Below are 22,865 nucleotides of genomic sequence, written 5' to 3' on the forward strand. Positions count from 1 at the left end.
GTGTCGATTGTTCGCGTGTTAGCCTGCTTGGCTACGCGTTGAGCCGCGCGCGGCGCGGCGGTACACTGCCGGCCCTCTGTAATGCTGGCGGGAGCGGGCGATGCGTAAAGACAAGAAGCAGGTGATTGGCGAAGAAATCAGCGATGACTCGATCAAGCTGTTCCTTGCGGTGGAGCCGGCGGACGCCACACCGCCTTCGCTGCACAAGCTGGTCAAGGCTTATCGCGGTCTGCGTATCGATGATTTCGAGCGCTTTGTGGGTTTCTTCGTTGCTGCAGGCTACGACCTCTCGGCCACCGATGCGCAGGGCAATGATTTCATCGCGCTGATTCAGGATCAGCGTAATGCCGGGCCCTACATCGAAGTGATCAAGGCTGCTCGCGGCTGATTCTGGTAGGCATAGGCAAAAATGCCCGCGCTCCGTTGAGGAGGCGGGCATTTTTTATGGCCTGCCATCCATGGCGGCCACCCTGCGGGCCGTCGCTGCGCGACGTTAAAAATGGCTCCCGGCCATTTTTTATTTCACCATGACTCCAGCCCGGTACTGCGCTGGACTACGCCAAGGCTTGATACAGCAGGTTTATCAATGACTTAGGCGAGTTCATCATATGCCGGTGCTTTCCGAAACTTGACCTGACTTTCCCTCTACTGGCCCCTAGAAGGCTCCTGGGAACCGGGTCTTTCCAAGGAGTCATCATGGCAAAAATCAAACTCACCAAGTCCGCTGTCGATGCGGCACACCCCCAGGCGCAGGCCGTCGAACTCCGGGATACGTTGGTTCCCGGCTTCTTGTGCAAGATTACCCCGTCGGGCCGCAAGGTGTTCATGCTCCAGTACCGGACGAACGCTGGCGAGCGCCGCAAGCCCGCCTTGGGTCAGTACGGGGAACTGACCGTCGAACAGGCCCGTTCGCTCGCGCAAGAATGGCTGGCCCAGGTACGCCGGGGTGGTGATCCCGGCGCAGCCAAGACGGAAGCACGCAAAGCGCCCACCGTCGAAGAGTTGTGCAAGAAGTTCATGGAGGACCACTCCAAGAAGCGCAACAAGCCCAGCACCCGAGTCGGCTATCAAGGTGTCATCGACCGCTGCATCATCCCGTTGTTGGGCCGCAAGAAGGTCCACGACGTGAAGCGGCCTGACATTGCCGGACTGATGGAAAAGCTTTCCTACAAGCAGACCGAGGCGAACAAGGCGTTCAGCATCCTGCGCAAGATGTTCAATTTGGCTGAGGTGTGGGGCTATCGGCCTGACGGCACCAATCCCTGCCGCCATGTCCCAATGTTCCCTGCCGGCAAGTCCACCCACCTTATCAGCGACGAGGACATGGGAAAACTTTTCCGGCAGCTCGACAAGATCGAGGCCGAGGGGCTGGAGAACTACGTCATCCCGTTGGCGATCCGCCTGCAATTCGAGTTTGCCGGCCGCCGTGGCGAAATCGTCTCGCTCGAATGGGAATGGATCGATCTGGAAAACCGCCGCGTCGTCTGGCCTGACAGCAAGACCGGCGGTATGTCCAAGCCCATCAGCGAGGAAGCCTACCGGCTGCTTTCGACGGCGCCGAGGCAGGAAGGCAATCCTTACGTCCTGCCGTCGCCGCGCCATCCAGGGCAACACCTGACCACGGGCGAGTATTACGGCGGCTGGAGCCGTGCGCTCAAAGCGGCGGGGGCAACGCATGTGGGGACGCACGGCATCCGCCACCGCTCGGCGACCGACATTGCCAATTCGGGTATCCCGGTCAAGGTCGGCATGGCCCTGACGGCGCACAAGACCGTGGTGATGTTCATGCGCTACGTCCACACCGAGGACAAGCCCGTGCGGGAAGCCGCCGAACTGGTGGCGAATCGACGCAAGTCGGTCGTCAGCATGCATCAAGAACCGAAAGAGGTGACCGCATGATCAGAGGCCAGCAATCCACCTTGCCGCCCCAATTGTCGTATCACCGCTACGACAATTGGCTCAGTGGCCATCACCGCCTGCGTATCGTACTAAGCACTGGAAAAGTGTGCCCGTTTCGGGTATAGTTTGAAGGTCAAGATGACGCGCATCCTCAAACGAAAGGATTTTGCGCGGTGGCAGGCGGGCGAAAAGCTGTCCGATGCCGCCTTGTGCAAAGCGGTTCAGGAGATGGAAAGCGGTCTGATTGACGCGGACTTGGGCGGCTTCCTTTACAAGAAACGGGTTGCCCGCCCTGGTGGTGGCAAGAGTGGCGGCTACCGCACGTTATTGTCGGCCCGGATCGGCAGCCGCTATGTGTTCCTGCATGGGTTCCCCAAGAGCGACAAGGCGAACATTACGCAGGACGAGAAGAAGGCACTGCAATTCGCCGGCAAGGTGTTCCTGGAACTGTCCGCCGAAGCATTGTCGAAGGCGTTGCAGTCAGGCGTGTTATTGGAGGTGCATTGTGAGCAAGATCATTGAATCCCTGCGTGGCGATCTGGCCGCGCTCCACGAAGCGGGAGCGATCGGCAAGGTAACGATGCGCGAGTTCGACGCAATCTGCCCGCCGCCGGTGCGGGAGTTCAGTGCTTTCGATATCAAGCGGCTGCGTGAAGCCTTGAAGTTTAGCCAGCCGGTGTTCGCTCTTCATCTACACACGTCGGCCTCGACCGTGCGCAAGTGGGAACAAGGCGAAACCCATCCCACGGGGCCAGCGCTCAAACTGCTCAACGTCATCGCCGACAAGGGCCTGCAGGCCATCATCTGATGCCTGACGAGGGAGACAGGCATTGGCGACGCGAATTACCCCTTTCAACTCACAGCATCTTGAAGCCGCCTGCCGCGTGCTCGCCGATACCGAACGCGGTCTGAGCGGTACACAGATCGAGCGGCTGCTGCAGGAAATCGAGGTTGCCGACACGTCGCCCGGCATGACAAAGTGGAAGCGGTTGTTCAATGCGCTGGCCGGTGCGCAGAACCACCACCAGATCGGCAACCATCTCATCATGTTCATCAACCGCGCGATGAACCCGGTGAACTACGCCCGCGATCCCGCGACGTTCGCTTGGCGGCGCGACGAACTCAATGTCGTCCTTGCCTTCTCCGGTTTCTACGTGCGCGATGACGGCAAGGTTGCTCACGCCGATAAGGCCACGACGCTTGATGCCGCCCGCGCCCGCGCGGGACGACTCAAGGCCGCACTGGAAAGCCGCGTCGTCCATGCGGAAGTGCTGAACTACTGCCGCGCCGAGTTGCTGGAGGAAAACTACTTCCATGCCGTGTTCGAGGCAACGAAAGGTGTTGCGGAGCGGATTCGCCTGCTGTCGGGCCTGAACGGCGACGGCGCGGACTTGGTGAACAAGGCATTCGCAGGCCAGCAACCCGTTCTCGCCTTGGGACCGCTCACCACCGAGTCCGAAAAGAGCGAGCAGAAAGGCTTTGCCAACCTGCTGATCGGCTTATTTGGCGCCGTGCGCAATCCGCTGGCCCATGCGCCCAAGACGAATTGGCCCATGTCCGAACAGGACGCACTGGACATCCTGACGCTGGTATCGCTGATTCACCGCAAGCTGGATGGCACCACGAAATTAGCGGCCGTATCGCCGTAAGTGAGAGACAGGAATGGACGAGGCGATCGTTGTCTTCTCTCGAAAAGGGATTTTCCAGACCACGATTGCCGCGCGCGACGTTCGCAGCCGGGAACATGCGCGCAAGCTGTGGCCCTTGGTGTCTCCAGGCGCAGAGCGCCAGATGGTGACATGGGTCAGCCCCTCCTTTGAAAGCGGGAAGCTGCGTCGGCGATCCCATTTCCGCGTACTTCCTGCCCAGCACACCTTTAACCCCAAAGCGCACTTCGACGATGAAGAAGCCAGCCGATGGCGCGCCGTGCAGGAAAGTCCTGAACACCGGCGGGCGAAAGAACTTGTCGCGGCCGAACTCTCACGACGTTTGAATGCCGGGCTTGCGATGCCGTGGGCGTTCAAGGATATGGATGCGTCGGACTATCCGCTGGAAGGCAACTTGTTGCTCGGCGCCGACCAGGTGGCAACCGAGCATCCCCTGGAGACGCCATTCGGCAGCAAATTCCGGCTCGACGTTGCCGTGCTCGGCCCCCCGGTCCAGGCTGAACCGATGGTGCTGGGCGGCGTTGAAATCGAACTCGGCCACGCCTTCGACGGGCGCAAGGCTCTTATCGGGAAGTCGCTCGGATTCCCGCTCATCTCCATCGACATCACCGAGATGACGCTGGACGAACTCACGCCCGAGTGGGCACGGCAGGTATTGACTGCGACCACGCGGAGCCACGAGCAAGGACGCCGGCAGACCTACATCTATCTCCACGACCTGCTGTACCCCCTCTACGCGCAATTGCCGGCGTTTCTGGACGACGAGCAGCGCCATCAGTTCCTTGTGTTTGCCGACGATGAGACCCTGAACAAGTTGGTGCGCTGGATGAACCTGCTCGCCGAAAAGCTGGAGTACCCGAAGGGTACGGTCGCCGTTGCCTTGGTCAATGGCAAGAACGAACAGTCGCGCAAGATGCTGGAACGCGCGGGACAAGTCGTTGGCCCCGACTGGAGCGAGTTCAACGGCCAGCGATGCCTACGACTGACCCTGCCGCGTCCCAAAGGCCCGGCGGATCTCCAGGCCCATCGCTTCCACATGACGATGGCGCGCATCCTGCTGTCGCACACTGATTCGCTCGTTGGCTACAAGTATTGCAACGGCGTAGACAACCACCACCCTGAAGAAGACGTGTGGGTTGCGCATCGCTGGATCGCCGACTTGAAAACCCATACCCAGCATCGCGTCTTGCCGAAGCGGCTGGCTGAACCGATCAACAGATTGATCGCGGTGGTTTCGGACCTGCATCGCAATCACGCGGCTGCCAGCCAAGAGGCGTGACCATCCCCCGTCGGAAGTCAGCCGATAGGCAAGCATTCCTGCGGAGTTACGCGCCTATTTGCAAAGAGCATTGAATCTCAGTCCGTAGTCGGTTTTGAGGCTCTTTTCCGCGGGGCCGAAGAAGGCAAAGACGGCAAGCACTCAAACAAGCGTTCTGCATAGACGAACCCCATCCGTCTGACCGCGCCCTGATCGAAATACAGCAGCCAAGCGGCAAGTAATGCCAGCGAAATGAGCAGTGTCAAGCCTGCGGCAAGCCCCGGATCGGCAAGGTGCTCTAGGTTAAAATGAGGAGGTACTACCTGCAGAATCTTTGCAATCAGCAATCCGTAGACGATGCCCAGGAGGCACGACACGATGCCGGCAGGCTTCATTGCCAGCATATTGCGGTGAAATCCGTAGGCGATGTTCTCTTTCAGCAAGAGCTGCTTGTTGGAACGCGTGAGTTCGCGAAGCCGCTTTGTGGCGCCAACGTAGATGTCGTCTGCCTTGTCAGGGCTTGCTGATTCTTCTTCTGCCGTTGGCATGGCGATGCCCAGCTTGGCCGTGATCGCCGTGTGGTAGCGCTGCTTGCTGACACCATCGAGAAACTTGTCGCGATGGCGTAACGCGATGGTTGTCGGCATACCGCCCCACCTTGCAACCAGGATCTCTTCAAGCTTCTTCCCGCGCCCGCGAGCTACGCTCGCAAGCGCATAAATGGCACCGCAGCCACCAAGCAAGCCGATCACGCCTGTAAGTACCGGGTGCTTTGCGCCGTAGACGCACAACAAAGGAACGAGCAGCGGTAACGCTACAAGAAGTCCTGGGATTACGCGCGCCTTGCGCTCATAGGGGTCTTTGACCAGTTCAAAAATAGTTGTCATGGGCGTTCAGCTTTGGGCCGACAAGGCATCAATATAGGGTTGAATTTCATCGCGGTTCTTTAAAGTGATCTGCTGCGCGAGAGGGTCGGGTGCTTCCTTGGTATGCAAGCCCAAACGCCTCAGCGTGTAATACAAAAACGCTTGGCGGCATGGAAGTTTGACCTGTCCGTCTTCCATTCCATAGTCCAACTCCAGGACTCGTTTCTTGGCAGCGGGCAAATCGGGGTGCGGTGCAAGCACCAGCGTCAAGAGAGTTTGCCAGTGCGAATCTTGGCTGGCGTCCACTTGGCTCGCTTCGAAGCCGTCGATGCGCAGGATTCGGGCGAGGACGAAATCACTGAAGCGCTGGCGTTTGTGGCAAAACGCGCGCATGTGCCAGCGAAAACCGTCATTACCAAGGGCGTGGGGAGACAGCAGACGAACCGATTCGTCCATGGACGTCATGGACTGGTAGCTCACCCAAATGGCTTCCTGCTGCCGAATTGCCCGGACCACTGCTTCGACGGTCTGTTCATTGATCGTGCGCCAGGGGGACGGCGCCCAATCTGCCTCAAGTGCTGAGCCGATAAAGCTGGCCGCAGGCTCGATGACTCCCATCTTGGTGGCCAGCAGCTCCGCTAGATAGTGTTGCGCCGAACTTCGTTGGTAAAGCGGGTGAAAACTCGGCGCTGCCGTGTAGGTCTTGGAACTGCGGTCGTAAGTTAGGTTGCTCGGCGCCAACTCCGTGTACTTGGCAATGTCCAGTGACGCCTGGGGAACCGATATGCCGAAGTGCTCAGTGAGATCCATTCGATTAATGTGCCGTTCCCAGCGCAAACGGAAATCGATGAATTGAAGTCTGCTTTCCAACCCCCAACTTAGCCCTTTGGGCTCAGCAGGATTGGCGGCAGTGACAGAGGGCTCTTGCATCAGTTGCGCCTAAAAAGTAGACGGATATAAAAAATAGTCGTACATTAACTATACGCGATCATCCTTCGGTCGTCTACCCGGAGCCCCAATGCCCACAACCATCACGTTTTTTCCCGTCGACAACGGGGACATGACCCTCATCAAGTTCGGCGACCTCGACGCAACCACCCTGCTGATCGACGTAAACATCAGGCAAGACGCCGACGACCCTGACGGTGAGGCGCGCGATGTCGCCAAGGATCTGCGCGACCGACTGAAGAAAGATGAGAACGGCAGGCCGTATGTCGATGCGTTCCTGCTGAGCCACCCGGACCAGGACCATTGCCGAGGCCTGACGCGGCACTTCCACCTGGGGCCGCTGGACAAGTATCCGGATGACAAGAAGGACGACAAGGACAAGAAGATCGTGATCCGCGAGATATGGTCGTCTCCGATCGTGTTTCGACGCGCCAGCAAGACGCACACCTTGAGTGACGACGCCAAGGCATTCAACACGGAGGCGCGTCGGCGCGTACAGCTGAACCGCGACAAGAATTTCGTCGTCGGGAACGGCGACCGCATTCAGATCATGGGCGAGGACATCGACGGAAAAACCGATGATCTCACCTCGATTGTGCGGAAGGTGGACACGCGCTTCTCGACGATCAATGGCAAGAGTTCCGCATTCTTCTCCGCGATTCTTCTGGCACCCTTGGACGCCCAGGACGACGAAGAAGAGGAAGAGTGCCTGGTCAAGAACCAGTCCAGCGTGATCTTGAACTTCACATTGGCCGCTGATGCTCAGACGCCGGATGGCGCAAAATTCCTTACTGGTGGCGATGCCGAAGTATTTATCTGGAACCGCCAGTGGCAGCGCCACAAGGCCGAAGCCGATGTGCTTGAGTACGACATCATGCAGGCGCCACATCACTGTTCCTGGCATTCGCTGTCCTATGACAGTTGGTCGGACTACCGCGAAAAGGCCAAACTTGATGCCGACGCTCGCAAGGCGCTTTCGCAGACCCGCAACGGTGCCGTCATCGTCGCCAGTTGCAAGCCGATCGCAGACGACGACAGCGATCCGCCCTGCATCCGCGCAAAGCGTGAATACGTAGCAATCGTGGACGAAGTAAAAGGCGACTTTTACTGCACGGGCGAATATCCGAGCGAAAAATCCGTGGAGCCCCTCGTTTTCACCGTCACCGCTCAGGGTGTGCAGCCTCCCTCGAAGAAGGAAGCCGGATCGAAGGCCGCCGCCGTGATCACCTCCGCGCGCGCGCCCATGCCACACGGGGCATCATGACGGGCACCATCGCGGACGCACTGCATCAACTTCAGCGGCACAGGGGCCTTGTCCGCGTTGGCGAGCCAAGGAAAAGTGGTGAATCGACGCAGATTGAAGTCGATGTTGCTGTTGAATTGCCGAGCAGGTCTCGGCGCAATGGCGTATCCGGGACCGGAGTGCGCTCGGTCGAGACATGCGTTCTGGTATTCGGCAGTGACTGGCCCATGTCTGCACCCAAGCCTTTCTTGCGTGCGGACTTCCCACTCAACTTGCCGCACATCAATCCTCATCGCGAAGGCGAGTTGGTCTCGCCTTGTCTGTTCGAGGGATCGTTGGACGAGCTGCTGCATCGGTTTGGTCTGGACGCCATCGTCGATCAGTTGATCGTTTGGTTGCACAAGGCCGCAGCCGGGACGTTGCTGGACCTTGAACAGGGGTGGGAGCCGACTCGTCGAGACAGTTGTCCTTCGACCCTTGTATTCAGTGCCGAGAATGTCGCGGCCGCCGCTCCCGCTGACGGCACGATTTTGGTGGTTCCCGCAGGCTACGTGACGATTGATGGCGGGCTATACGCCATCGTCAATGCCGAACTGACTGCTCAAGTCGATCCTGTGTTCTATCAGGAGGTTCACAACGACAAGTTGGGTAAATGGGGAAATGGCCATACCGCAGCCTTCATTGCGCGGGCTCCAATAACCGACGGCAACCCGCATGTGGTCGGCCACTATCAACCCGAGACGGTTGTCGATCTCGCGACGTTGCTTGATCGAGCAGCGGAACTCGGCGTCGATCGTGACGCTTTGGCTCAAGGCTTGGACGGCTACTATGGACGTTCGATTCTGGATATGCAGCAAGACTCGCGTGGCTGGACGCATGGCTTGTATGCGATTGTGATTCTGACTGTTCAAAGGCCAGCGTCGCTTGTGGGCTCACCGGGGAGAAGTATCGAGGTATTGCCCTACGTGGTGCGCTATGAACTCAACGCTCAATCGCTCCTGGAGCGAAACGCCACGGTTCACCCGGCTTTTCACGCACATGCGTTGTCTCCCGAACTGCTGGCAAGAACGTCCGGCATTCCATCTGCGGCCACATCGCAGCCGCTGGTCTTGCTCGGCTGCGGAAGCGTGGGGTCGAAAATCGCGATGCAACTGGGGCGAGCGGGTTTCGGCTCAATGACCTTCGTCGATAACGAGTCCATGTCGCCTCACAACGCGGCCCGGCATGCACTCATTGAGCGGGCATCGGTGCTGGTCCCACCTCGGAAGTCGGCGCTGATGAAGACGGCCTTTGAGTCGCTGTCGCATCTTCAATCGCAAGCGTTCGACACCGACGCAGTGACTCTCTTGGTCGATGCTGCGCAGTTTGCTGCAACCGTTCCGCAGGATGCGGCCCTCATCGTGGATGCGACAGCCTCACTTCAGGTGTTGGCCGCAGAAACGCAATCAACGGCGCTGAACCAATCCCCTGCGCGGTTGGCACGGATCGTCATGTATGGCCAGGGGCGCTGTGTCGCGGTTTTGCTTGAAGGGCCTGGTCGCGCCGGTCGGGTTGACGATCTTACGGCATTCTTGTTCGAGTGCTGTCGGTTTGTGCCGGAACTGCGGGCGTCGATTGCTGGCGATACGTCTGAGCCGACGCGTATTTTTGTGGGCGACAACTGCCGTTCACTGACGATGCCAATGTCCGATGCCGTTGTTTCGCGTTCTGCTTCATTAGCTGGCCTGCAACTGGAACGCTGGCTCGTTGGCGGACTCCCGAAGGAGGCGACGCTTTGCGCCGGGGTCTCGGATACCGAAGGCCTCGGCATGGCATGGACCAGCACCAGCCTCGGCCCGACCACTGTGCTCAACGTAGCAGACGATGGTGGCTGGAACATTCGGATTCTGCACCCTGTCGTGCAAGCGATCCATGCTGATGCGCTGCGCTGGGGCGCTCTGGAAACAGGTGGAGCCTTGGTCGGTCGTATCTCGTTTGAGAATCGAACCATCACCATTGCTGGCCTCGTGGATGCGCCGCCTGACAGCATTCGGGAGGCCGCCCGCTTCGTCCTTGGGACGAATGGGCTTGTTCAAAATTTGCGCACAGCGAATGGAACCTCTTTTGGGTATCTGGCCTTCATCGGCACTTGGCATAGCCACCCGAAAGGCGGCGCACATTCGGGCATAGACCGAAATACGTTGCGCGGCATCGCCGAGGATGCTGGCGGCCTTCCCGCCGTGTCGTTGGTATGGACTCCGACAGGACTCAGGTGTGCGGTGGATCGCTGGTAAAGGCAAAGCCGCCGGCACTTTCTTGGCATAAAACGAAAGGGATGTATGGCTGACTACTTCGAGATCGATTTTCTTGGCGTCGAAACAGCGAAAAGCGGGGATGCAATCACGCTACGCTATTCGGTGAATGGCACAGAGGGCGTGCACGTCGTTGACGGTGGGTATCTGGATACGGGAGATCAGCTCGTCGAGCACCTGAAGACGTACTATGGAACAACAGTCATCGACCATGTGATCCTCACACACCCCGATCGCGATCACGCCAATGGGCTGCGAAAAGTCCTGGAGCAATGCACAGTCAAAAATCTCTGGATCAACAGGCCGTGGATCTATGCAGATCAGTTGATTGATCGATTCGAGACCTATGAATCAGTTGAAGCACTGAGACGGAAATTGCGCTCCATCTACGATGCCACGGCAATTCTTGAGGATCTTGCGGTTGAGAAGGGAATTCCAATCCATGCCCCTCTTCAGGGGCAGAACATCGGTCCCTTCATGGTGATGGCACCCACACTAGATCGCTACTTCGACCTGATCGTGGACTCCGCGAAGACACCGGAAGCTGTTGAAGAAAGTGCTTTGGATAGCGCGCTGAGCAGCATATTCCGGGTGGTGAAGGCCGCGACCGCCTACATCAAGTCCCTGTGGGGCGAGGAATATTTTCCGCCGGAGCCTACCAGCCGTGAAAATGAAATGAGTGTGGTCCAGTCGGCTGTTCTGAACGGTCATCGTGTCATGCTTACTGGCGATGCCGGGCGTGAAGCGCTGCAAGAGGTTATTGACTACGCGCCTTTTGCCGGACTCGCGTTGCCAGGCATTCGGTATTTCCAGGTGCCTCATCATGGCGGGCGACACAATGTCTCGACTGAAATTCTGGATCAACTGGTTGGTCCACGATTGGACAGCATGCCGGACAAGCATACCTGGAATGCCATTTGCAGTTCTGCCAAAGCCGATGAGGATCACCCGCGGAAGTCCGTAATTCGCGCTGTATTGCACCGGGGTGGGCACTGGGCGGCAACCGAAAGCAAGAATCTCCGCATTGGGGCGGGCATTACCCGCGATGGCTGGGTATCAATTCCTCAAGCAGAGTACCCCGAAGAGCAAGAGAGTTGAGCGGGCAGTTTGAGCGTGACGTGCTGTTCATTGGCTTTCTGCCGCCTACGTTATGAGCGTCCCGGCGTTCCGCCGTCGGACTCGCGGGCTGCGCCCCGCGCCTCATGCCGAGTCGCGGCCACCCGGCTTTGATTCCTGACGCCTCCGGCCTTGCGGGCCTGCGCTTGCCTAACTACCAGGTACTTGCAACCTATGCATGCGATGTCGCTCTCTGAGTTTCCAATTTCTGTGCTTGAACTCCACACATGGCCGTGGTGGCGAAGATTTTGGAATCGACCGCCGGCGCTTGTACGGAAGCGGTGTGAAGCTTGGCGTGAGCTATTGGGGCTCAAGGAGTCGGCAGGAAAAAATGTGCTCCTCAACACCGCAAAATCGAAGATTTTTGATGACTCACGCCGTCGATGGGACATCCTGGACAATCTTAATCGCAGCAACTTTACTTTGCGGAGCCGATTTTCGGGCTTAGCCTCGGGCGCTAAGGAGGCTTTCCAAAGTCCTCATGGATCGCTAGTGCAAGTGACGATGGTGCCTCACTTTGAATGCGACGCAAGCGATATAGAGGGCATCTCCGCAAGCAAGTCGGCAGATATGCCACACGAAAGTGTGGATGTCTTTGGTGCCTACTATATTGATGAGCAGAATCGATATGCCAGAAAAGGAAAGCCCCCGCTCGGACTGGATGATGCGAGCTTAAAAGAGCTTTGTTCTCATGGCGAAATTCGGCTACTGCACGGACGTGGCTCCGACACGTTTAGCGTGCGAGCTTGGGATGGCCGTTTGTTCCTTGACAACAGTGGCGGATCTCACCATCTTGCGGGCGCCGTGCATGTCGCTAAGCGCATTGGCGCGCGCATTCACCTCGCCTCGAAACTCTATCTCTACCAGCTCAACCATTTGACTGTGCAATGGCTGCTCGATGGATTTCATCTGGTATTGCTCCCCAAGGATTTGGCCGGACAGATGCTATGGACTGTGAAGAGCTTGGTAGGTTCTGGTTCGAACATGGAGTTCCCGCCTGTACTGGCCGAAGGCACGCTTTTGGCATTCCCCCGGGGTTCGCAAATCGCCGAGTCCGTGATGGCAGAACTATTGAGTCAGGGGCACCACGATTTGGGCAATGATTTGAGGGAAGCGCTGACTGCGCAACAGCGGTTCTTGACTGAATCGACGGCTCTATGGACAAAGCAATTTTCATCTCCAACCTGCTGACGATGCTCTAAATGCGTGTGGTCACGTCGTTACCTATAGATCGCGAGTTGAAGCTCCACATTTCATAGGAACTTAGCGACAAAAGAGCGTCCCGGCGTTCCGCCGTCGGGCTCGCGGGCTACGCCCCATGCCTCGTACCGAGTCATGGCCATCCGGCTTTGATCCCTGACGCCTCCGGCCCTGTGGGCCTGCGCGCTGCGCTTGCCCATCCGTCGTCTCTGCGGGCGGGGTGTGGGCGGTCTTGCTGTTCCCTTCACCGTATCACGGCGTTCTCGCCGTCAAGGGCTGCGCGCGCCTTGCGCGCTTGCGTCCTGGCGGCCGTCGCTGACCCCTGACCGCTTGCGCTGCGCCGTGCTGAGGCCGGTTCCGGGCAATTCCGCCCGAGCAACCGGAGCATGATCATGTCGCAACTTTCTCTGTCTCTCGATTCCTCGCTGCTGGTGCGTGACGACCAGGGGCGCTATCTGCCGGCGACTGCCGACCAAATTCTGGAAGCTGCGCGGTACGTTATCGACCAGAAAACTCCGCGCGGGACGCTGTTCACTTCGCCGGCGCTGGTCAAGGACTACCTGCGCACCAAGCTGGCCAACTTCGAGCATGAGGTTTTCGCTACGCTGTTCCTCGACAGCCAGAACCGTCTGATCGAATACGTGGAGATGTTTCGCGGCACCATCGACCAGGCATCGGTGTATCCGCGCGAAGTCGTGAAAACGGCACTGCAACACAACGCAGCGGCCGTGATCTTTTCGCACAATCATCCGAGCGGCAATTCCGAGCCGAGCCAGGCGGACAAGCTGCTGACCCAACGCCTCAAGGAAGCCCTGGCGCTGGTGGACGTGCGCACGCTGGATCACATCGTCGTCGGCGGCGAGGCCACTACGTCATTCGCTGAGCGTGGCCTGATCTGACACAGGGGGGCTGCGGCCCCTTTTTTGCTGCGCCCGGTGGCGCAGCTACGGCCCTCGCGGGCCTGCGCTTGCTGAAGACAGGTGTGCGTAGGTGGTGGTGTGAGGCGGTCTTGCTGTTCCCTTCACCGTATCACGGCGTTCTCGCCGTCAAGGGCTGCGCGTGCAAGCACGCTTGCGGCCTCCCGGCCGTCCTTGACCCCTGACCGCTTGCGCTGCGCCGTGCTGGTGACGGTTCCGGGCAATTCCGCCTGTGTAACCGGAGATCGTCATGAACGATAAATCACATGTTTCCCTCGAACAGCACGTTTGCCTGGTCTGCGGCAAAGCGTTCGATACCGGCACCATCCTGCTCGACAAGCGCCTGCGTGCAAGCATGGAGCACCATACGAAGACGGGCTGGGGCCTATGCCCCGAGCACCAGAAGCTGGCCGACGATGGTTTCGTCGCGCTAGTCGAATGCGACCCGCAGCGCAGCGGCTCGCCGGGTGGCCGCCTGAAGCCCGAGCAGGCTTATCGCACGGGCCGGCTGGCGCACCTGAAGCATCATGTGTTCGCCAAGGTGTTCAACGTGCCGATCGAGGCCAACCAGCCTTGCGTCTTCGTTAAGCCGGGCGTCATAGAGCAGCTTGAAGCGATGGTGTCGCCGGCGACGAGCTGATCGCGCTAACAACCCGGCGCGTCGTCCTTTCGGGCGACGCGCCATTCTTTTTGCTGCGCCCGATGCCGATGCCTTCGCGCCCGCGGCGCTTCGCTTGCCTCCAGGGGAAAGCCCTGCGGGCTATCCCCGCCGCGCGATGCTTGGCGCCCCTGGAAGACCGCCGAACCGGCTGCGCCGGATCGGCCAGAAGCCAATCGCAGTCCCAGCAGCAGAAGCAATTTCTCGATGCCTTGTGCATGAGGGCTGTCCTGGGCGTGATGTTCATCGAGCATCGAAGTCAGGGCGTCCCCGGCCAAGAAGACATGGCCGGTCGCGCTGTCGTGCGCGTTGCGCATCGAGCCGCCTGCGGCGTCTCGCCCCTGACGGGCTTCCATCGTTCCCTCGCTCCGCTCGGCTGACGCCTCCGGCCCGGCTTCTAGATCCGGGCCTGCGCGCTTCGCTTGCCGTGCGGTTCGGCACATAGGGATGGCCGTTGCCATGTCCAGCCGTCTTCCCTGACCTCATCACCTTGTCTGCGACTGTAGCCCGCGCCCGTGTGCCGTCAAGGCACGCAGGGCCGTGTCCTCGGCTGCGCCTGCGGGCCGCACCAACCCTGCGCTTGCCTCCTTGACGGCACCCGTTCGCGCGCTCCTGACCGTCGCGGGCGATGAACTCAGGAAAGACGGTGGCAACAGGGCTAACCGGGTTCCTCGTGCCGACCGCACCGAACAGCTGAAAGGCTGGGCTCCGAATCTAGGAATCCGGTGTGCGGTGTGAACAGCAAACCTCTTTTTGTCAGGAGAAAGACCATGCAACTCGCATCCCGTTTCGCTTCCCGTTCCCCGGCACTGCGCAGCGAATACCCGCTGACCGATGACCAGATTCACCGTGTCGCGCCGTCCATCTTCGCGGACGCCCCGCATGAGAGCCGTTCGCAGCGGTACGCCTACATCCCCACCGCCGCCGTGCTGACCGAGCTTCGGAAAGAAGGCTTCCAGCCCTTCATGGTGACGCAGACCCGCGTGCGCGATGAAGGCAAGCGCGAGCACACGAAACACATGATTCGCCTGCGCCACGCCAGCCAGATCAACGGCGCGGAGGCTAACGAAATCGTGCTGCTGAACTCGCATGACGGCACCAGCAGCTATCAGATGCTGGCCGGCATGTTCCGGTTCGTGTGCAGCAATGGTCTTGTCTGCGGCGACACCGTGGCGGACGTGCGCGTGCCCCACAAAGGCGACGTAGCCGGCTCCGTCATCGAAGGCGCTTTCGAGGTGTTGAGCGGCTTCGAGCGGGTGAAGGAATCCCGCGATGCCATGCGCGCGATCACGCTGGACGAAGGCGAGGCCGAAGTGTTCGCCCGTTCCGCGCTGGCCCTCAAGTACGACCCCACCGACAACAAGCCAGCGCCCATCACCGAATCGCAAATCCTGATGCCGCGCCGGTTCGACGACCGCCGCCCGGACTTGTGGAGCGTGTTCAACCGCACCCAAGAAAACCTGACCAAAGGCGGATTGCATGGCCGCAGCGCCAACGGGCGCCGCCAGCAGACCCGCCCGGTGCAAGGCATTGATTCCGATGTGCGCCTCAATCGCGCCCTCTGGATGCTGGCCGATGGCCTGCGCCAGTTGAAAGCCTGAACCCTTCCGATCTTTTACCCGCCGGAGGGGCGGTTCCCCTCCATTCCCTTGTTTCACTTGATTGGAGATACACCATGAACGCCGTTACCACTACCGAAGCCCGCGCCATCCAAGCCCCCGCGCTGGAAGCTGCCGACCCGACCAAGAACCTGATTCTGGTTCCGCTGTCGCGGCTGGTGTTGCGCCCCACGGGCCGCAACGTGCGCAAGACCCCGCGCATGTCCATCCCCGAACTCGCCGCATCCATCCAGCGTGTCGGCCTGCTGCAAAACCTGATCGTGATTGCATCCGCCGATGGCGAGCATTGCGAAGTCGTCGCCGGTGGCCGTCGCCTCGCCGCGTTGAAGCTGCTGGCGAAAAAGCACCGCATCAGCAAGGAATGGGAGGTTCCTTGCCTGCTGGTAGCCGATGGCACCGCCCGCACGGCCAGCCTCACCGAGAACGTACAGCGCGAAGCCATGCACCCCGCCGACCAGTTCGAGGCATTCGCCGCGCTGGTGGCCGAAGGCCGGCCCATCGAGGACATTGCGGCGGATTTCAGCGTCACGCCGCTGGTGGTGCAACGCCGCTTGAAGCTGGCGAACGTGTCGCCGCGCCTGATGGCCGACTATCGCGCCGATGCCGTCACGCTCGATCAGTTGATGGCGCTTGCCATCACCGATGACCACGCCGCACAGGAAGCCGCGTTCTACGATGCCCCGCAGTGGCAGCGGCATCCGTCCCACTTGCGCGAACGCCTGACCGAGCGCGAAATCGACGCCTACCGGCATCCGCTGGTGCGGTTCGTAGGGCTGGACACCTACGAAGCCGCAGGCGGTGGCATCCGCCGCGACCTGTTTGCGGAAGGCGATGCGGGCGTGTATCTGACCGATGCCGCGCTGCTGGAACGACTGGCGCAAACCCGGCTGGCAGGCATTGCCGCCAATGTTCGCGCCGAAGGTTGGGCGTGGGTGGATGCCACGCCGGGCGCGACCCATGCCGACCTGCACACCTTCCAACGCGCCCCGAGGGAGCGCCGCGAACCGAACAAGCGCGAAGCCGCACGCATCGAGAAGCTGCAAGCCCGGATGCACGAACTGGCCGAAGCCGTGGATGCCGCATTGGACGCCGACGACGAGGAAAAGGCCGATGCCTTGCAGGAGGAAGGCGAAGCCGTGGGCGAGCAGTTGCAAGCGCTAGAAGATGGCTTGCAAGACTACGGCGCGAACGTGAAGGCCGCAGCCGGAGCCATCGTCACCATCGACCGCAACGGCGAGGCCGTCATTCATCGCGGCCTGATGCGCGAAGCCGAAGCCAAGGCGCTGCGCACACTGGAAAGGATTCGGCAGGGTTTCGGCGGCGAAGGCGAAGCCGCGAACGACGAGGAAGGCGAGGACGGAGACGACGACAGGCAGCCCAAGGCCGCCGCCATGTCCGACCGGCTGGCGCAGAAGTTGAGCGCCCACCGCACCGCCGCGCTGCAAATCGAAGTCGCCCGGCATCCGCAAGCCGCGCTGGCCGCCGTGGTGCATGGCATGGTGCAGACCGTTTTGCAGGGCAGCCACTACGGCCACGACTTGCCGCTGGGCGTAAGCCTCAAAGTGCAAGACCGGCTGGAAGGCATGGCCCCGGACTTGCCCGAATCGCCCGCCGCCGTGGCGCTGCGCGAACTGCAACAGGTGGCGGGCGAAGCCTTGCCGGAGGACAGCGCCGAACTGTTCGCCGTGCTGCTGGCGAAGCCGCAAGATGAACTGGTGCGGCTGCTGGCCGTGTGCGTGGCTTCCACGGTGGACGTGGTGACACCCCGCGCCACGCCGCACCAGCGCGGCGCAGAACTGGCGCAGGCCGTGGGCCTCGACATGGCCGCATGGTGGAAGCCGACCGCAGAAGGCTACTTCAAGCATGTTTCCAAGGCCGTGATTCTGGATGCCGTGGCCGTGTTTGCACCGGATTCTGTAACCCGGCTGGCGAAGTTGAAGAAGGCCGACATTGCCAGCGAGGCCGAGCGGCTGGCCGATGGCACGGGCTGGATGCCCGCCATCTTCAAGGCCGCAGGCCCGCAGGATGCCGTGCAGGAAGAAGGCCCGGAGCAAAACGCCCCGGAGGATGCCGAGGCAATGGCGGATGAACCCGCCGAAGCACTGGCCGCTTGACCCGCACGGAAGGCAAGCGCCCCGGCCTCGACCGGGGCGCTTCGCTGCAAGGAGAAACCCCAATGACCCGCACCACGACCAGCCGCCCACGCATGGCGGCGACCTATGCCCCCGGTACGGTACGCGCCCGCCGCTGGCACGGCGAAGGCGACGTGCGCGGCTACCGTCCGCCTCGCGGCTGGACAGCCCGAGCCGACCTGACCGACTTTCACCCCATCACGGGCCGCGCCTTGCCGCGTGCCGTGTGGTGGATTATCGAAACCAAGGACTAACCCATCATTCACGCCAGCCCCAGTCCGTTCCGCCCTGGGGCTGGTGGTCAAAAATCCGGGCGCGGCGGTGGCCGCGCCCGGTTTCAAGGCCCAAAACCAAAACGCCCCTTCGCCGCCTTCGGGCGGGCGGCGAAGGGGCCGCGCACAAGCGGCCTTGTGCGCGAGAAACCACGAAGCCCACAAGTGCGGCGGCGCACCCCGCCGCCGGTGTTTGGACTGCGCCCCGCCGCAATGGGCGGGGCTTGTGGGGCTACGCCCCGGCTTGCTGCGGCAGGTTGTGCGAAAGCGTGCCGTCCTCGACGCTGGCGGTTCGTTGCCTGTATGTCACGAAGGACGGTTCACCGACACACCGCCCGGCCTCGCCCGATGGAGCCTCCACGCCACGCCTCAAGCATGTGCCGCGAGCTGCGGCAGGGGCGCTCCGGCCTTGTCGTCGGGGCATTGACCTGGCCCGCGTCAGGGCGCAAGCCGGTGAAGCCGTCACGCGGGGATGCCGAGTCGGCCATGTCTCCATTCGGGAGCGGTCGGCCTGTACGTCCTTGTCTTGTTGTGAATCCTGGCGGTGGCGCGGCTGCGCCTTGGGCTTCATGGCCGCAACCTTCCAGCAAAAATAATTTCCCCTGCGCTGCGCGCATTCCTCGCGGGACAAATTATTTTTGCTTCCAGGTTCTCCACTTCGTTCCGACCGCAAGCGGTGCGGCCAGCCCATCCCCGCCGGACGGATCACAACAAGGACGCACTGGCGCGACCTTGTTCAACCCGAAAGGAGAAATCATCATGGCAAACATCGGCACCTTCACCGCAGAGAAAGACGGCTTCACCGGCACGCTCCGCACCCTGACGCTCAACGTCAAAGTCAAGCTGGTTCCCAACGACAAGGGCGACAACGAGAACGCCCCCGACTACCGCCTGCAAGCGGCAAGTCATGACATCGGCGCGGCGTGGAAGAAGACCAGCGAGGCCGGACGGCCCTATGTGTCCGTGACCCTGGACGATCCTTCGTTCCCAGCCACCGTTTATGCCCGCCTGATCGAAGGCGAGAACGGCACGCACGACCTGATCTGGTCGCGCAACAAGCCCAAGGCGGCCTGACGGCCGCCCACAGCGCCCCGCCCATTGCGGCGGGGCACTGTGCTGCTCATCGCATCACCGCACGCATAGGGTTTCGGCAGTCGCTCCGCGCTGGGTACGTCCACCAGGGCCGGTATCGCATGGGTGCTGACTGGAGGGTTCGCAACCCTTGGCAGCCGCAGGCACAAGATGGCGTGTCGGCGCTGGAAGCGCCGCCGGGCTTTCGGGCTGCGCCCCGTGCCGGCTACGCCGTCACGGCCAATCGGCTTCAATCCCTCACGCCTTCGCGCCTGCGGCGCTGCGCGCTTCGCTTGCGGAGATCCGGCACTACGCGCCGACGCGCTACGGCGTATCCGACTCCTTCAGCACGGCCTCAAGCTCCTGGCGCACGCGCGCCAGCAGCTCGTCGGCCTGGTGCGCGCTGTCGCCGACGTAGGCCAGCGTCAGCAGCGTGAGCGGATGCACGTCCATGACCTCGCACAGCTCGGCCAGCTTGTGGATGGTCGGGCTTTTCAGGTCGCGTTCCAGCGAACTCATGTAGGTGCGGCTGGACACGTCAGAGAACGCTTCCTGGCTCAAGCCACGCGCTTTCCTGACCGTCCGTATCGCCGCTGCCAATGAGTTCTTCGCTGCCACCTATGGTTTCCCCCCAAAAACCAAGATGACAGCCCATTGCGCTCTATAGGGCTACAATCTATAGTGTTCATTTTGTGCTACTGCTTTCCTCTTTCGTGCCTTTACGGAAATCCGTATCTGCGGATTTCTTCAAACCCAGGGAACCGCATCCGTGTCTTTCCTGACTTCCGGCAATGCGCTTTCGTGCCTCTACGCTTCTATGGATTCGTGCGCAAGCACAGAGGCGCTTCGGCGGTTCCGTGCATTCGTGGAAGGCACGCGGCCGTGATCCCGCTTGCGACCGAGGAAGAACGGACGCGGCTGCTGGCCCACGGCCAAGCCCGCGCCGCCGGGCAGGATATCGACCCGTTGCCGGCCGTGCGGCTGTTCACCCCGGACGCGCATGCAACATGGCTGCTGGCCTCGCTCGATCCTGCCGATGGCGATACGGCCTACGGCCTGATCGACTTGGGGATCGGAATGCCCGCTCTGGGCACGGTGAGGCTGTCCGATCTCGCGTCCATCGTCGGCCCGCGTCAGCGGCCGGTGATGCGCGATCGCTACTTTCAGCCGACGCGGAGGCTGTCGGAGTATGTCCGGCTGGCGCAGGAAGACGGTTCGATCCCGGACTGATACCGGCCAGCGCAGCAGGGCCAAACGGGACGCATTGTGACTATTTCAGTCTTGTTCAAGACCGGACAAGTCTGAATCCGCACGCTTGCGCCGAAGCGGTGCGATCCAGATGCAAACAGTCATGATGCCGGGCGCTGGATGCGGCACGTTGCTCAATGCTGCGCACCATTTTTACGGCGGCGCAGCCGTCGCATTCAGACGATTTCAGCAATGCTCCGGAGCGAATCTGTCTTGACACCAGCAGTTACAGCTTACCTTGATTCGATGACGACTTGATGGCGTTTCGATAGCTCCCGCACGGCGGAATCCGTAGCGACGTTCCTGCTGATCGACAGGAGGTTGCGTTATGGCTGATCTGAACGCCGAGCATTGGTATCCAACCGCCGCGTATCTCTACACGCTGCACCTCGACGGCCCCGCGCTGGCCTGGGAATACCTGCGTAGAAACCCCGATTACCGGCTCGACTGGTTGCGCCGTCGCCGCCGACCGGATACGGCGCATCGATGGGGCTTGCGCCTGCTGGAAGACCCGGCCCTGGATGCGCGCGATGCGCATCCAGCCTGGTTCCCCGATCACGATGGCGTGATCCAGCTCTATCCAGACGACGACCCGCCGCCGGATGCCGACGCCTTCGAGTTCTGGCGCGTGCCTGGCCGCAAGCAACTGATCCACGACGGCAAGCGCCTGGTGCTGGTGTCGCACTGGCCGGGTTGCTGCGTGCGGCTGGCACTCGCGCCCGGCCTGGAAGACGGCATGGCCTACCTCTACGCCACCCGCGCCTGCGCCACGCCCTGCACGCGCTATCGCACGCTCGCGGCCGAACTGGATGCGCTGTCCGCCGCGACCGTGGCCACGCCTGCGGCGGCGGCTCGATCCCGGCCCACGCCCGCCGCGGTGCTGGAACTGCACACCTTGCAGGCGCTCGACGCGACCCTCTCGGGCGCGTCCTTGCGCGAGGTGGCCGAAGGGCTGTTCGGCGCGGATGCAGTCGCAGCCGACTGGCACAAAGACAGCGCCTTGCGTGCTCGCGTGCGGCGGCTGGTGCGCCGTGGCGATGCGCTGATGCGCGGCGGCTACCGCCGCCTGGCACAGCTTCCGCCACCGTTGCACTAGGGGGGACGTTTCGCGTCCCTTGAAGAACGTCCCTTAGCAAGAAGCCTTGCTTTCTTGAAAGTGCCTCTATCCGGCCGCGTGGTGTGGCCGGGCTTGATGGAGGTACACCCCATGCGACCCGCTCCCTTGCGGCCTGCCGCCGCTGCTGTCGCTGCGCCCGCGCAGCCCCAACGCTACCTGACCAACGACGAAGCCGCCGAATACCTGCGGCTGTCGCCGCGCACGCTGGAGAAACAGCGCGTGATCGGCGGAGGGCCGAAGTTCCGCAAGTTCGGCCGCCGCGTCATGTACGCGGTAAGCGACCTCGATGCCTGGGCCGACCAGCGCAGCTACGAGGCGACTTCCGACCCGGAATATGCCCAACGCCACGCGGGTGACTACCGTGATGGCCGCTGAACGCCGGTGCGTGGGTGGCCTTTGCCATGTCCAGCCCGCCAGGGCAAGCCTTGCAGCAGCGCGAACAGCTCGACCTGTTCCGGGCGCTGCCGGGCGACATGGCACCACGCGACAGCCAGGACTTGATGGCCTTTCCGTTCTTCTCGCTGGCGAAGTCGCGGCGCACCGCGCCGATCGACTTTCGCGCAGGCGGCATCACCATCCGCGTGGAGGGCACGCAGGAGCACGGCATCGCAACGATATGGGATGCCGACGTGCTGATATGGGCCGCTTCGCAGATCGCGGAGGCGCGCGACGCGGGCATCCGCCCGTCGCGCTGGATACGCGCCACGCCCTACGAAATCCTGCGCTTCATCGGGCGCGGCACATCGCTCAACGACTACCAGCGCCTGAAAGCCGCGCTGGATCGCTTGCAATCGACCACGGTGGCCACGTCCATCCGCGAAACCACGGGAAGGCGCTTGCATCGCTTCTCGTGGATCAACGAGTGGAAGGAACTGGCCGACGCCAGCGGCGTGCCGCTGGGCATCGAGCTGATCTTGCCCGATTGGTTCTATGCGGGCGTGCTCGATGCCGCCTTGGTGCTGACCATCGACCCGGCCTATTTCCGCTTGAAGGGCGGCATCGAACGCTGGCTGTATCGCCTGGTGCGCAAGCACGGCGGACGGCAGGAACACGGCTGGCAATTCGATTTCCGGCACCTCTACCGCAAATCGGGCAGCGCGGCGCGCTTCTCCGATTTTGCCTACGACTTGCGCGCCCTGGTGGCGCGGCAGTCGCTGCCCGGCTACGTCCTGGACATCGAGCGGATGCCGGACGATGGAACGGAACTGCTGACCTTCCGGCCAGTGCTGCATACGGCACGGGGATAACTCGGGGAAAACTTGTGGACGGCCTCGTGCTATCAGGAGTACCGGGTATCGTGCTATCAGGAGTACGCCTATCGTGCTATCAGGAGTACGAAAACG

The 22,865-nt window shown here is 61.5% G+C and carries 24 protein-coding genes; 20 read left to right on the forward strand and 4 right to left on the reverse strand.

Annotated elements, in window-relative coordinates:
- The first annotated feature begins 100 nt into the window (after positions 1–100).
- The 6 genes from DBO86_RS05455 (at position 101) to DBO86_RS05485 (ending at position 4,845) form a co-directional block, all read left to right on the forward strand.
- The gene (locus DBO86_RS05455; protein WP_090336950.1) at positions 101–388 is read left to right on the forward strand and encodes a PA4642 family protein; all 288 of its coding nucleotides are present in this window, start codon (positions 101–103) and stop codon (positions 386–388) included.
- A gap of 308 nt (positions 389–696) precedes the next feature.
- Positions 697–1,899, forward strand: coding sequence for a tyrosine-type recombinase/integrase (locus DBO86_RS05465; RefSeq protein WP_023110663.1), 1,203 nt, complete (start codon positions 697–699; stop codon positions 1,897–1,899).
- 138 nt (positions 1,900–2,037) lie between these two features.
- Positions 2,038–2,421 carry a type II toxin-antitoxin system RelE/ParE family toxin gene (locus DBO86_RS05470; RefSeq protein ID WP_014703508.1) on the forward strand — a complete coding sequence of 128 codons (384 nt, stop codon included), beginning with the start codon at positions 2,038–2,040 and terminating at the stop codon, positions 2,419–2,421.
- Positions 2,405–2,707 carry a helix-turn-helix domain-containing protein gene (locus DBO86_RS05475; RefSeq protein WP_014703509.1) on the forward strand — a complete coding sequence of 101 codons (303 nt, stop codon included), beginning with the start codon at positions 2,405–2,407 and terminating at the stop codon, positions 2,705–2,707. Before DBO86_RS05470 ends, DBO86_RS05475 begins: the two co-directional genes overlap by 17 nt.
- Before the next feature lie 22 nt (positions 2,708–2,729).
- Positions 2,730–3,548 carry a TIGR02391 family protein gene (locus DBO86_RS05480; protein ID WP_014703510.1) on the forward strand — a complete coding sequence of 273 codons (819 nt, stop codon included), beginning with the start codon at positions 2,730–2,732 and terminating at the stop codon, positions 3,546–3,548.
- 13 nt (positions 3,549–3,561) lie between these two features.
- On the forward strand, positions 3,562–4,845 hold the full coding sequence (locus DBO86_RS05485; RefSeq protein ID WP_014703511.1) for a hypothetical protein: 1,284 nt from the start codon (positions 3,562–3,564) through the stop codon (positions 4,843–4,845).
- Between the two features lie 77 nt (positions 4,846–4,922).
- Here the strand turns inward: DBO86_RS05485 and DBO86_RS05490 are convergent, their stop codons facing one another.
- Positions 4,923–5,711 (reverse strand): hypothetical protein, encoded by a 789-nt coding sequence (locus DBO86_RS05490; RefSeq protein WP_014703512.1) that lies wholly within the window; start codon positions 5,709–5,711, stop codon positions 4,923–4,925.
- Between the two features lie 6 nt (positions 5,712–5,717).
- The gene (locus tag DBO86_RS05495; RefSeq protein WP_014703513.1) at positions 5,718–6,620 is read right to left on the reverse strand and encodes a WYL domain-containing transcriptional regulator; all 903 of its coding nucleotides are present in this window, start codon (positions 6,618–6,620) and stop codon (positions 5,718–5,720) included.
- Between the two features lie 88 nt (positions 6,621–6,708).
- Here DBO86_RS05495 and DBO86_RS05500 point away from each other — a divergent pair, with 88 nt between their 5' ends.
- The 6 genes from DBO86_RS05500 to DBO86_RS05525 all read left to right on the forward strand — a co-directional run bounded on the left by DBO86_RS05500 (position 6,709) and on the right by DBO86_RS05525 (position 14,045).
- Entirely contained in the window at positions 6,709–7,902 is a 1,194-nt protein-coding gene (locus DBO86_RS05500; protein ID WP_023110661.1) for a ComEC/Rec2 family competence protein, read from the forward strand.
- Complete coding sequence (locus tag DBO86_RS05505) at positions 7,899–10,154, forward strand: ThiF family adenylyltransferase (RefSeq protein ID WP_108233169.1); 2,256 nt, start codon at positions 7,899–7,901, stop codon at positions 10,152–10,154. Before DBO86_RS05500 ends, DBO86_RS05505 begins: the two co-directional genes overlap by 4 nt.
- 45 nt (positions 10,155–10,199) lie before the next feature.
- Positions 10,200–11,270 (forward strand): ComEC/Rec2 family competence protein, encoded by a 1,071-nt coding sequence (locus tag DBO86_RS05510; RefSeq protein WP_014703517.1) that lies wholly within the window; start codon positions 10,200–10,202, stop codon positions 11,268–11,270.
- 351 nt (positions 11,271–11,621) lie between these two features.
- A complete protein-coding gene (locus DBO86_RS05515; protein ID WP_045285107.1) occupies positions 11,622–12,479 on the forward strand; it encodes a DUF6685 family protein in 858 nt (285 codons plus the stop codon).
- Positions 12,480–12,880: 401 nt separating this feature from the next.
- Positions 12,881–13,387, forward strand: a complete 507-nt coding sequence (locus tag DBO86_RS05520) for a JAB domain-containing protein (protein WP_014703519.1) — start codon at positions 12,881–12,883, stop codon at positions 13,385–13,387.
- A 268-nt stretch (positions 13,388–13,655) separates the two neighbouring features.
- The gene (locus DBO86_RS05525) at positions 13,656–14,045 is read left to right on the forward strand and encodes a hypothetical protein (RefSeq protein ID WP_014703520.1); all 390 of its coding nucleotides are present in this window, start codon (positions 13,656–13,658) and stop codon (positions 14,043–14,045) included.
- Between the two features lie 5 nt (positions 14,046–14,050).
- On the opposite strand, the gene DBO86_RS05530 is transcribed toward DBO86_RS05525, so the two are convergent.
- A complete protein-coding gene (locus DBO86_RS05530) occupies positions 14,051–14,419 on the reverse strand; it encodes a hypothetical protein (protein WP_014703521.1) in 369 nt (122 codons plus the stop codon).
- 414 nt (positions 14,420–14,833) lie between these two features.
- Between DBO86_RS05530 and DBO86_RS05535 the strand changes: the two genes are divergently transcribed.
- From DBO86_RS05535 to DBO86_RS05555, 4 genes are all read left to right on the forward strand, one after another.
- Complete coding sequence (locus tag DBO86_RS05535) at positions 14,834–15,664, forward strand: DUF932 domain-containing protein (protein ID WP_023110659.1); 831 nt, start codon at positions 14,834–14,836, stop codon at positions 15,662–15,664.
- A 74-nt stretch (positions 15,665–15,738) separates the two neighbouring features.
- Complete coding sequence (locus DBO86_RS05540; RefSeq protein WP_108233170.1) at positions 15,739–17,796, forward strand: ParB/RepB/Spo0J family partition protein; 2,058 nt, start codon at positions 15,739–15,741, stop codon at positions 17,794–17,796.
- Between the two features lie 62 nt (positions 17,797–17,858).
- Positions 17,859–18,068 carry a hypothetical protein gene (locus DBO86_RS05545; protein ID WP_023110658.1) on the forward strand — a complete coding sequence of 70 codons (210 nt, stop codon included), beginning with the start codon at positions 17,859–17,861 and terminating at the stop codon, positions 18,066–18,068.
- Positions 18,069–18,845: 777 nt separating this feature from the next.
- The gene (locus DBO86_RS05555) at positions 18,846–19,160 is read left to right on the forward strand and encodes a DUF736 domain-containing protein (RefSeq protein ID WP_014703526.1); all 315 of its coding nucleotides are present in this window, start codon (positions 18,846–18,848) and stop codon (positions 19,158–19,160) included.
- Between the two features lie 321 nt (positions 19,161–19,481).
- Here DBO86_RS05555 and DBO86_RS05560 read toward each other — a convergent pair whose 3' ends face one another.
- On the reverse strand, positions 19,482–19,775 hold the full coding sequence (locus DBO86_RS05560; protein WP_023110657.1) for a helix-turn-helix domain-containing protein: 294 nt from the start codon (positions 19,773–19,775) through the stop codon (positions 19,482–19,484).
- A 264-nt stretch (positions 19,776–20,039) separates the two neighbouring features.
- Here DBO86_RS05560 and DBO86_RS05565 point away from each other — a divergent pair, with 264 nt between their 5' ends.
- The 4 genes from DBO86_RS05565 (at position 20,040) to DBO86_RS05580 (ending at position 22,769) form a co-directional block, all read left to right on the forward strand.
- Complete coding sequence (locus DBO86_RS05565; protein ID WP_014703529.1) at positions 20,040–20,387, forward strand: DUF2958 domain-containing protein; 348 nt, start codon at positions 20,040–20,042, stop codon at positions 20,385–20,387.
- Positions 20,388–20,733: 346 nt separating this feature from the next.
- On the forward strand, positions 20,734–21,501 hold the full coding sequence (locus tag DBO86_RS05570) for a DUF2285 domain-containing protein (protein ID WP_014703532.1): 768 nt from the start codon (positions 20,734–20,736) through the stop codon (positions 21,499–21,501).
- Positions 21,502–21,612: 111 nt separating this feature from the next.
- A complete protein-coding gene (locus tag DBO86_RS05575; RefSeq protein ID WP_014703533.1) occupies positions 21,613–21,897 on the forward strand; it encodes a helix-turn-helix transcriptional regulator in 285 nt (94 codons plus the stop codon).
- A 26-nt stretch (positions 21,898–21,923) separates the two neighbouring features.
- Complete coding sequence (locus DBO86_RS05580; protein ID WP_014703534.1) at positions 21,924–22,769, forward strand: replication initiator protein A; 846 nt, start codon at positions 21,924–21,926, stop codon at positions 22,767–22,769.
- Positions 22,770–22,865: the final 96 nt, after the last annotated feature.

The organism is Ectopseudomonas oleovorans (genome assembly GCF_003052605.1).
GTDB lineage: Bacteria > Pseudomonadota > Gammaproteobacteria > Pseudomonadales > Pseudomonadaceae > Aquipseudomonas > Aquipseudomonas oleovorans_A.

Coding starts and splice junctions, on each gene's coding strand:
- DBO86_RS05455 (WP_090336950.1), top strand. CDS start 101: ATGCGTAAAGACAAGAAGCAGGTGATTGGCGAAGAAATCAGCGATGAC.
- DBO86_RS05465 (WP_023110663.1), top strand. CDS start 697: ATGGCAAAAATCAAACTCACCAAGTCCGCTGTCGATGCGGCACACCCC.
- DBO86_RS05470 (WP_014703508.1), top strand. CDS start 2,038: ATGACGCGCATCCTCAAACGAAAGGATTTTGCGCGGTGGCAGGCGGGC.
- DBO86_RS05485 (WP_014703511.1), top strand. CDS start 3,562: ATGGACGAGGCGATCGTTGTCTTCTCTCGAAAAGGGATTTTCCAGACC.
- DBO86_RS05490 (WP_014703512.1), bottom strand. CDS start 5,711: ATGACAACTATTTTTGAACTGGTCAAAGACCCCTATGAGCGCAAGGCG.
- DBO86_RS05495 (WP_014703513.1), bottom strand. CDS start 6,620: ATGCAAGAGCCCTCTGTCACTGCCGCCAATCCTGCTGAGCCCAAAGGG.
- DBO86_RS05500 (WP_023110661.1), top strand. CDS start 6,709: ATGCCCACAACCATCACGTTTTTTCCCGTCGACAACGGGGACATGACC.
- DBO86_RS05505 (WP_108233169.1), top strand. CDS start 7,899: ATGACGGGCACCATCGCGGACGCACTGCATCAACTTCAGCGGCACAGG.
- DBO86_RS05510 (WP_014703517.1), top strand. CDS start 10,200: ATGGCTGACTACTTCGAGATCGATTTTCTTGGCGTCGAAACAGCGAAA.
- DBO86_RS05520 (WP_014703519.1), top strand. CDS start 12,881: ATGTCGCAACTTTCTCTGTCTCTCGATTCCTCGCTGCTGGTGCGTGAC.
- DBO86_RS05525 (WP_014703520.1), top strand. CDS start 13,656: ATGAACGATAAATCACATGTTTCCCTCGAACAGCACGTTTGCCTGGTC.
- DBO86_RS05530 (WP_014703521.1), bottom strand. CDS start 14,419: ATGGAAGCCCGTCAGGGGCGAGACGCCGCAGGCGGCTCGATGCGCAAC.
- DBO86_RS05535 (WP_023110659.1), top strand. CDS start 14,834: ATGCAACTCGCATCCCGTTTCGCTTCCCGTTCCCCGGCACTGCGCAGC.
- DBO86_RS05540 (WP_108233170.1), top strand. CDS start 15,739: ATGAACGCCGTTACCACTACCGAAGCCCGCGCCATCCAAGCCCCCGCG.
- DBO86_RS05545 (WP_023110658.1), top strand. CDS start 17,859: ATGACCCGCACCACGACCAGCCGCCCACGCATGGCGGCGACCTATGCC.
- DBO86_RS05555 (WP_014703526.1), top strand. CDS start 18,846: ATGGCAAACATCGGCACCTTCACCGCAGAGAAAGACGGCTTCACCGGC.
- DBO86_RS05570 (WP_014703532.1), top strand. CDS start 20,734: ATGGCTGATCTGAACGCCGAGCATTGGTATCCAACCGCCGCGTATCTC.
- DBO86_RS05575 (WP_014703533.1), top strand. CDS start 21,613: ATGCGACCCGCTCCCTTGCGGCCTGCCGCCGCTGCTGTCGCTGCGCCC.
- DBO86_RS05580 (WP_014703534.1), top strand. CDS start 21,924: ATGTCCAGCCCGCCAGGGCAAGCCTTGCAGCAGCGCGAACAGCTCGAC.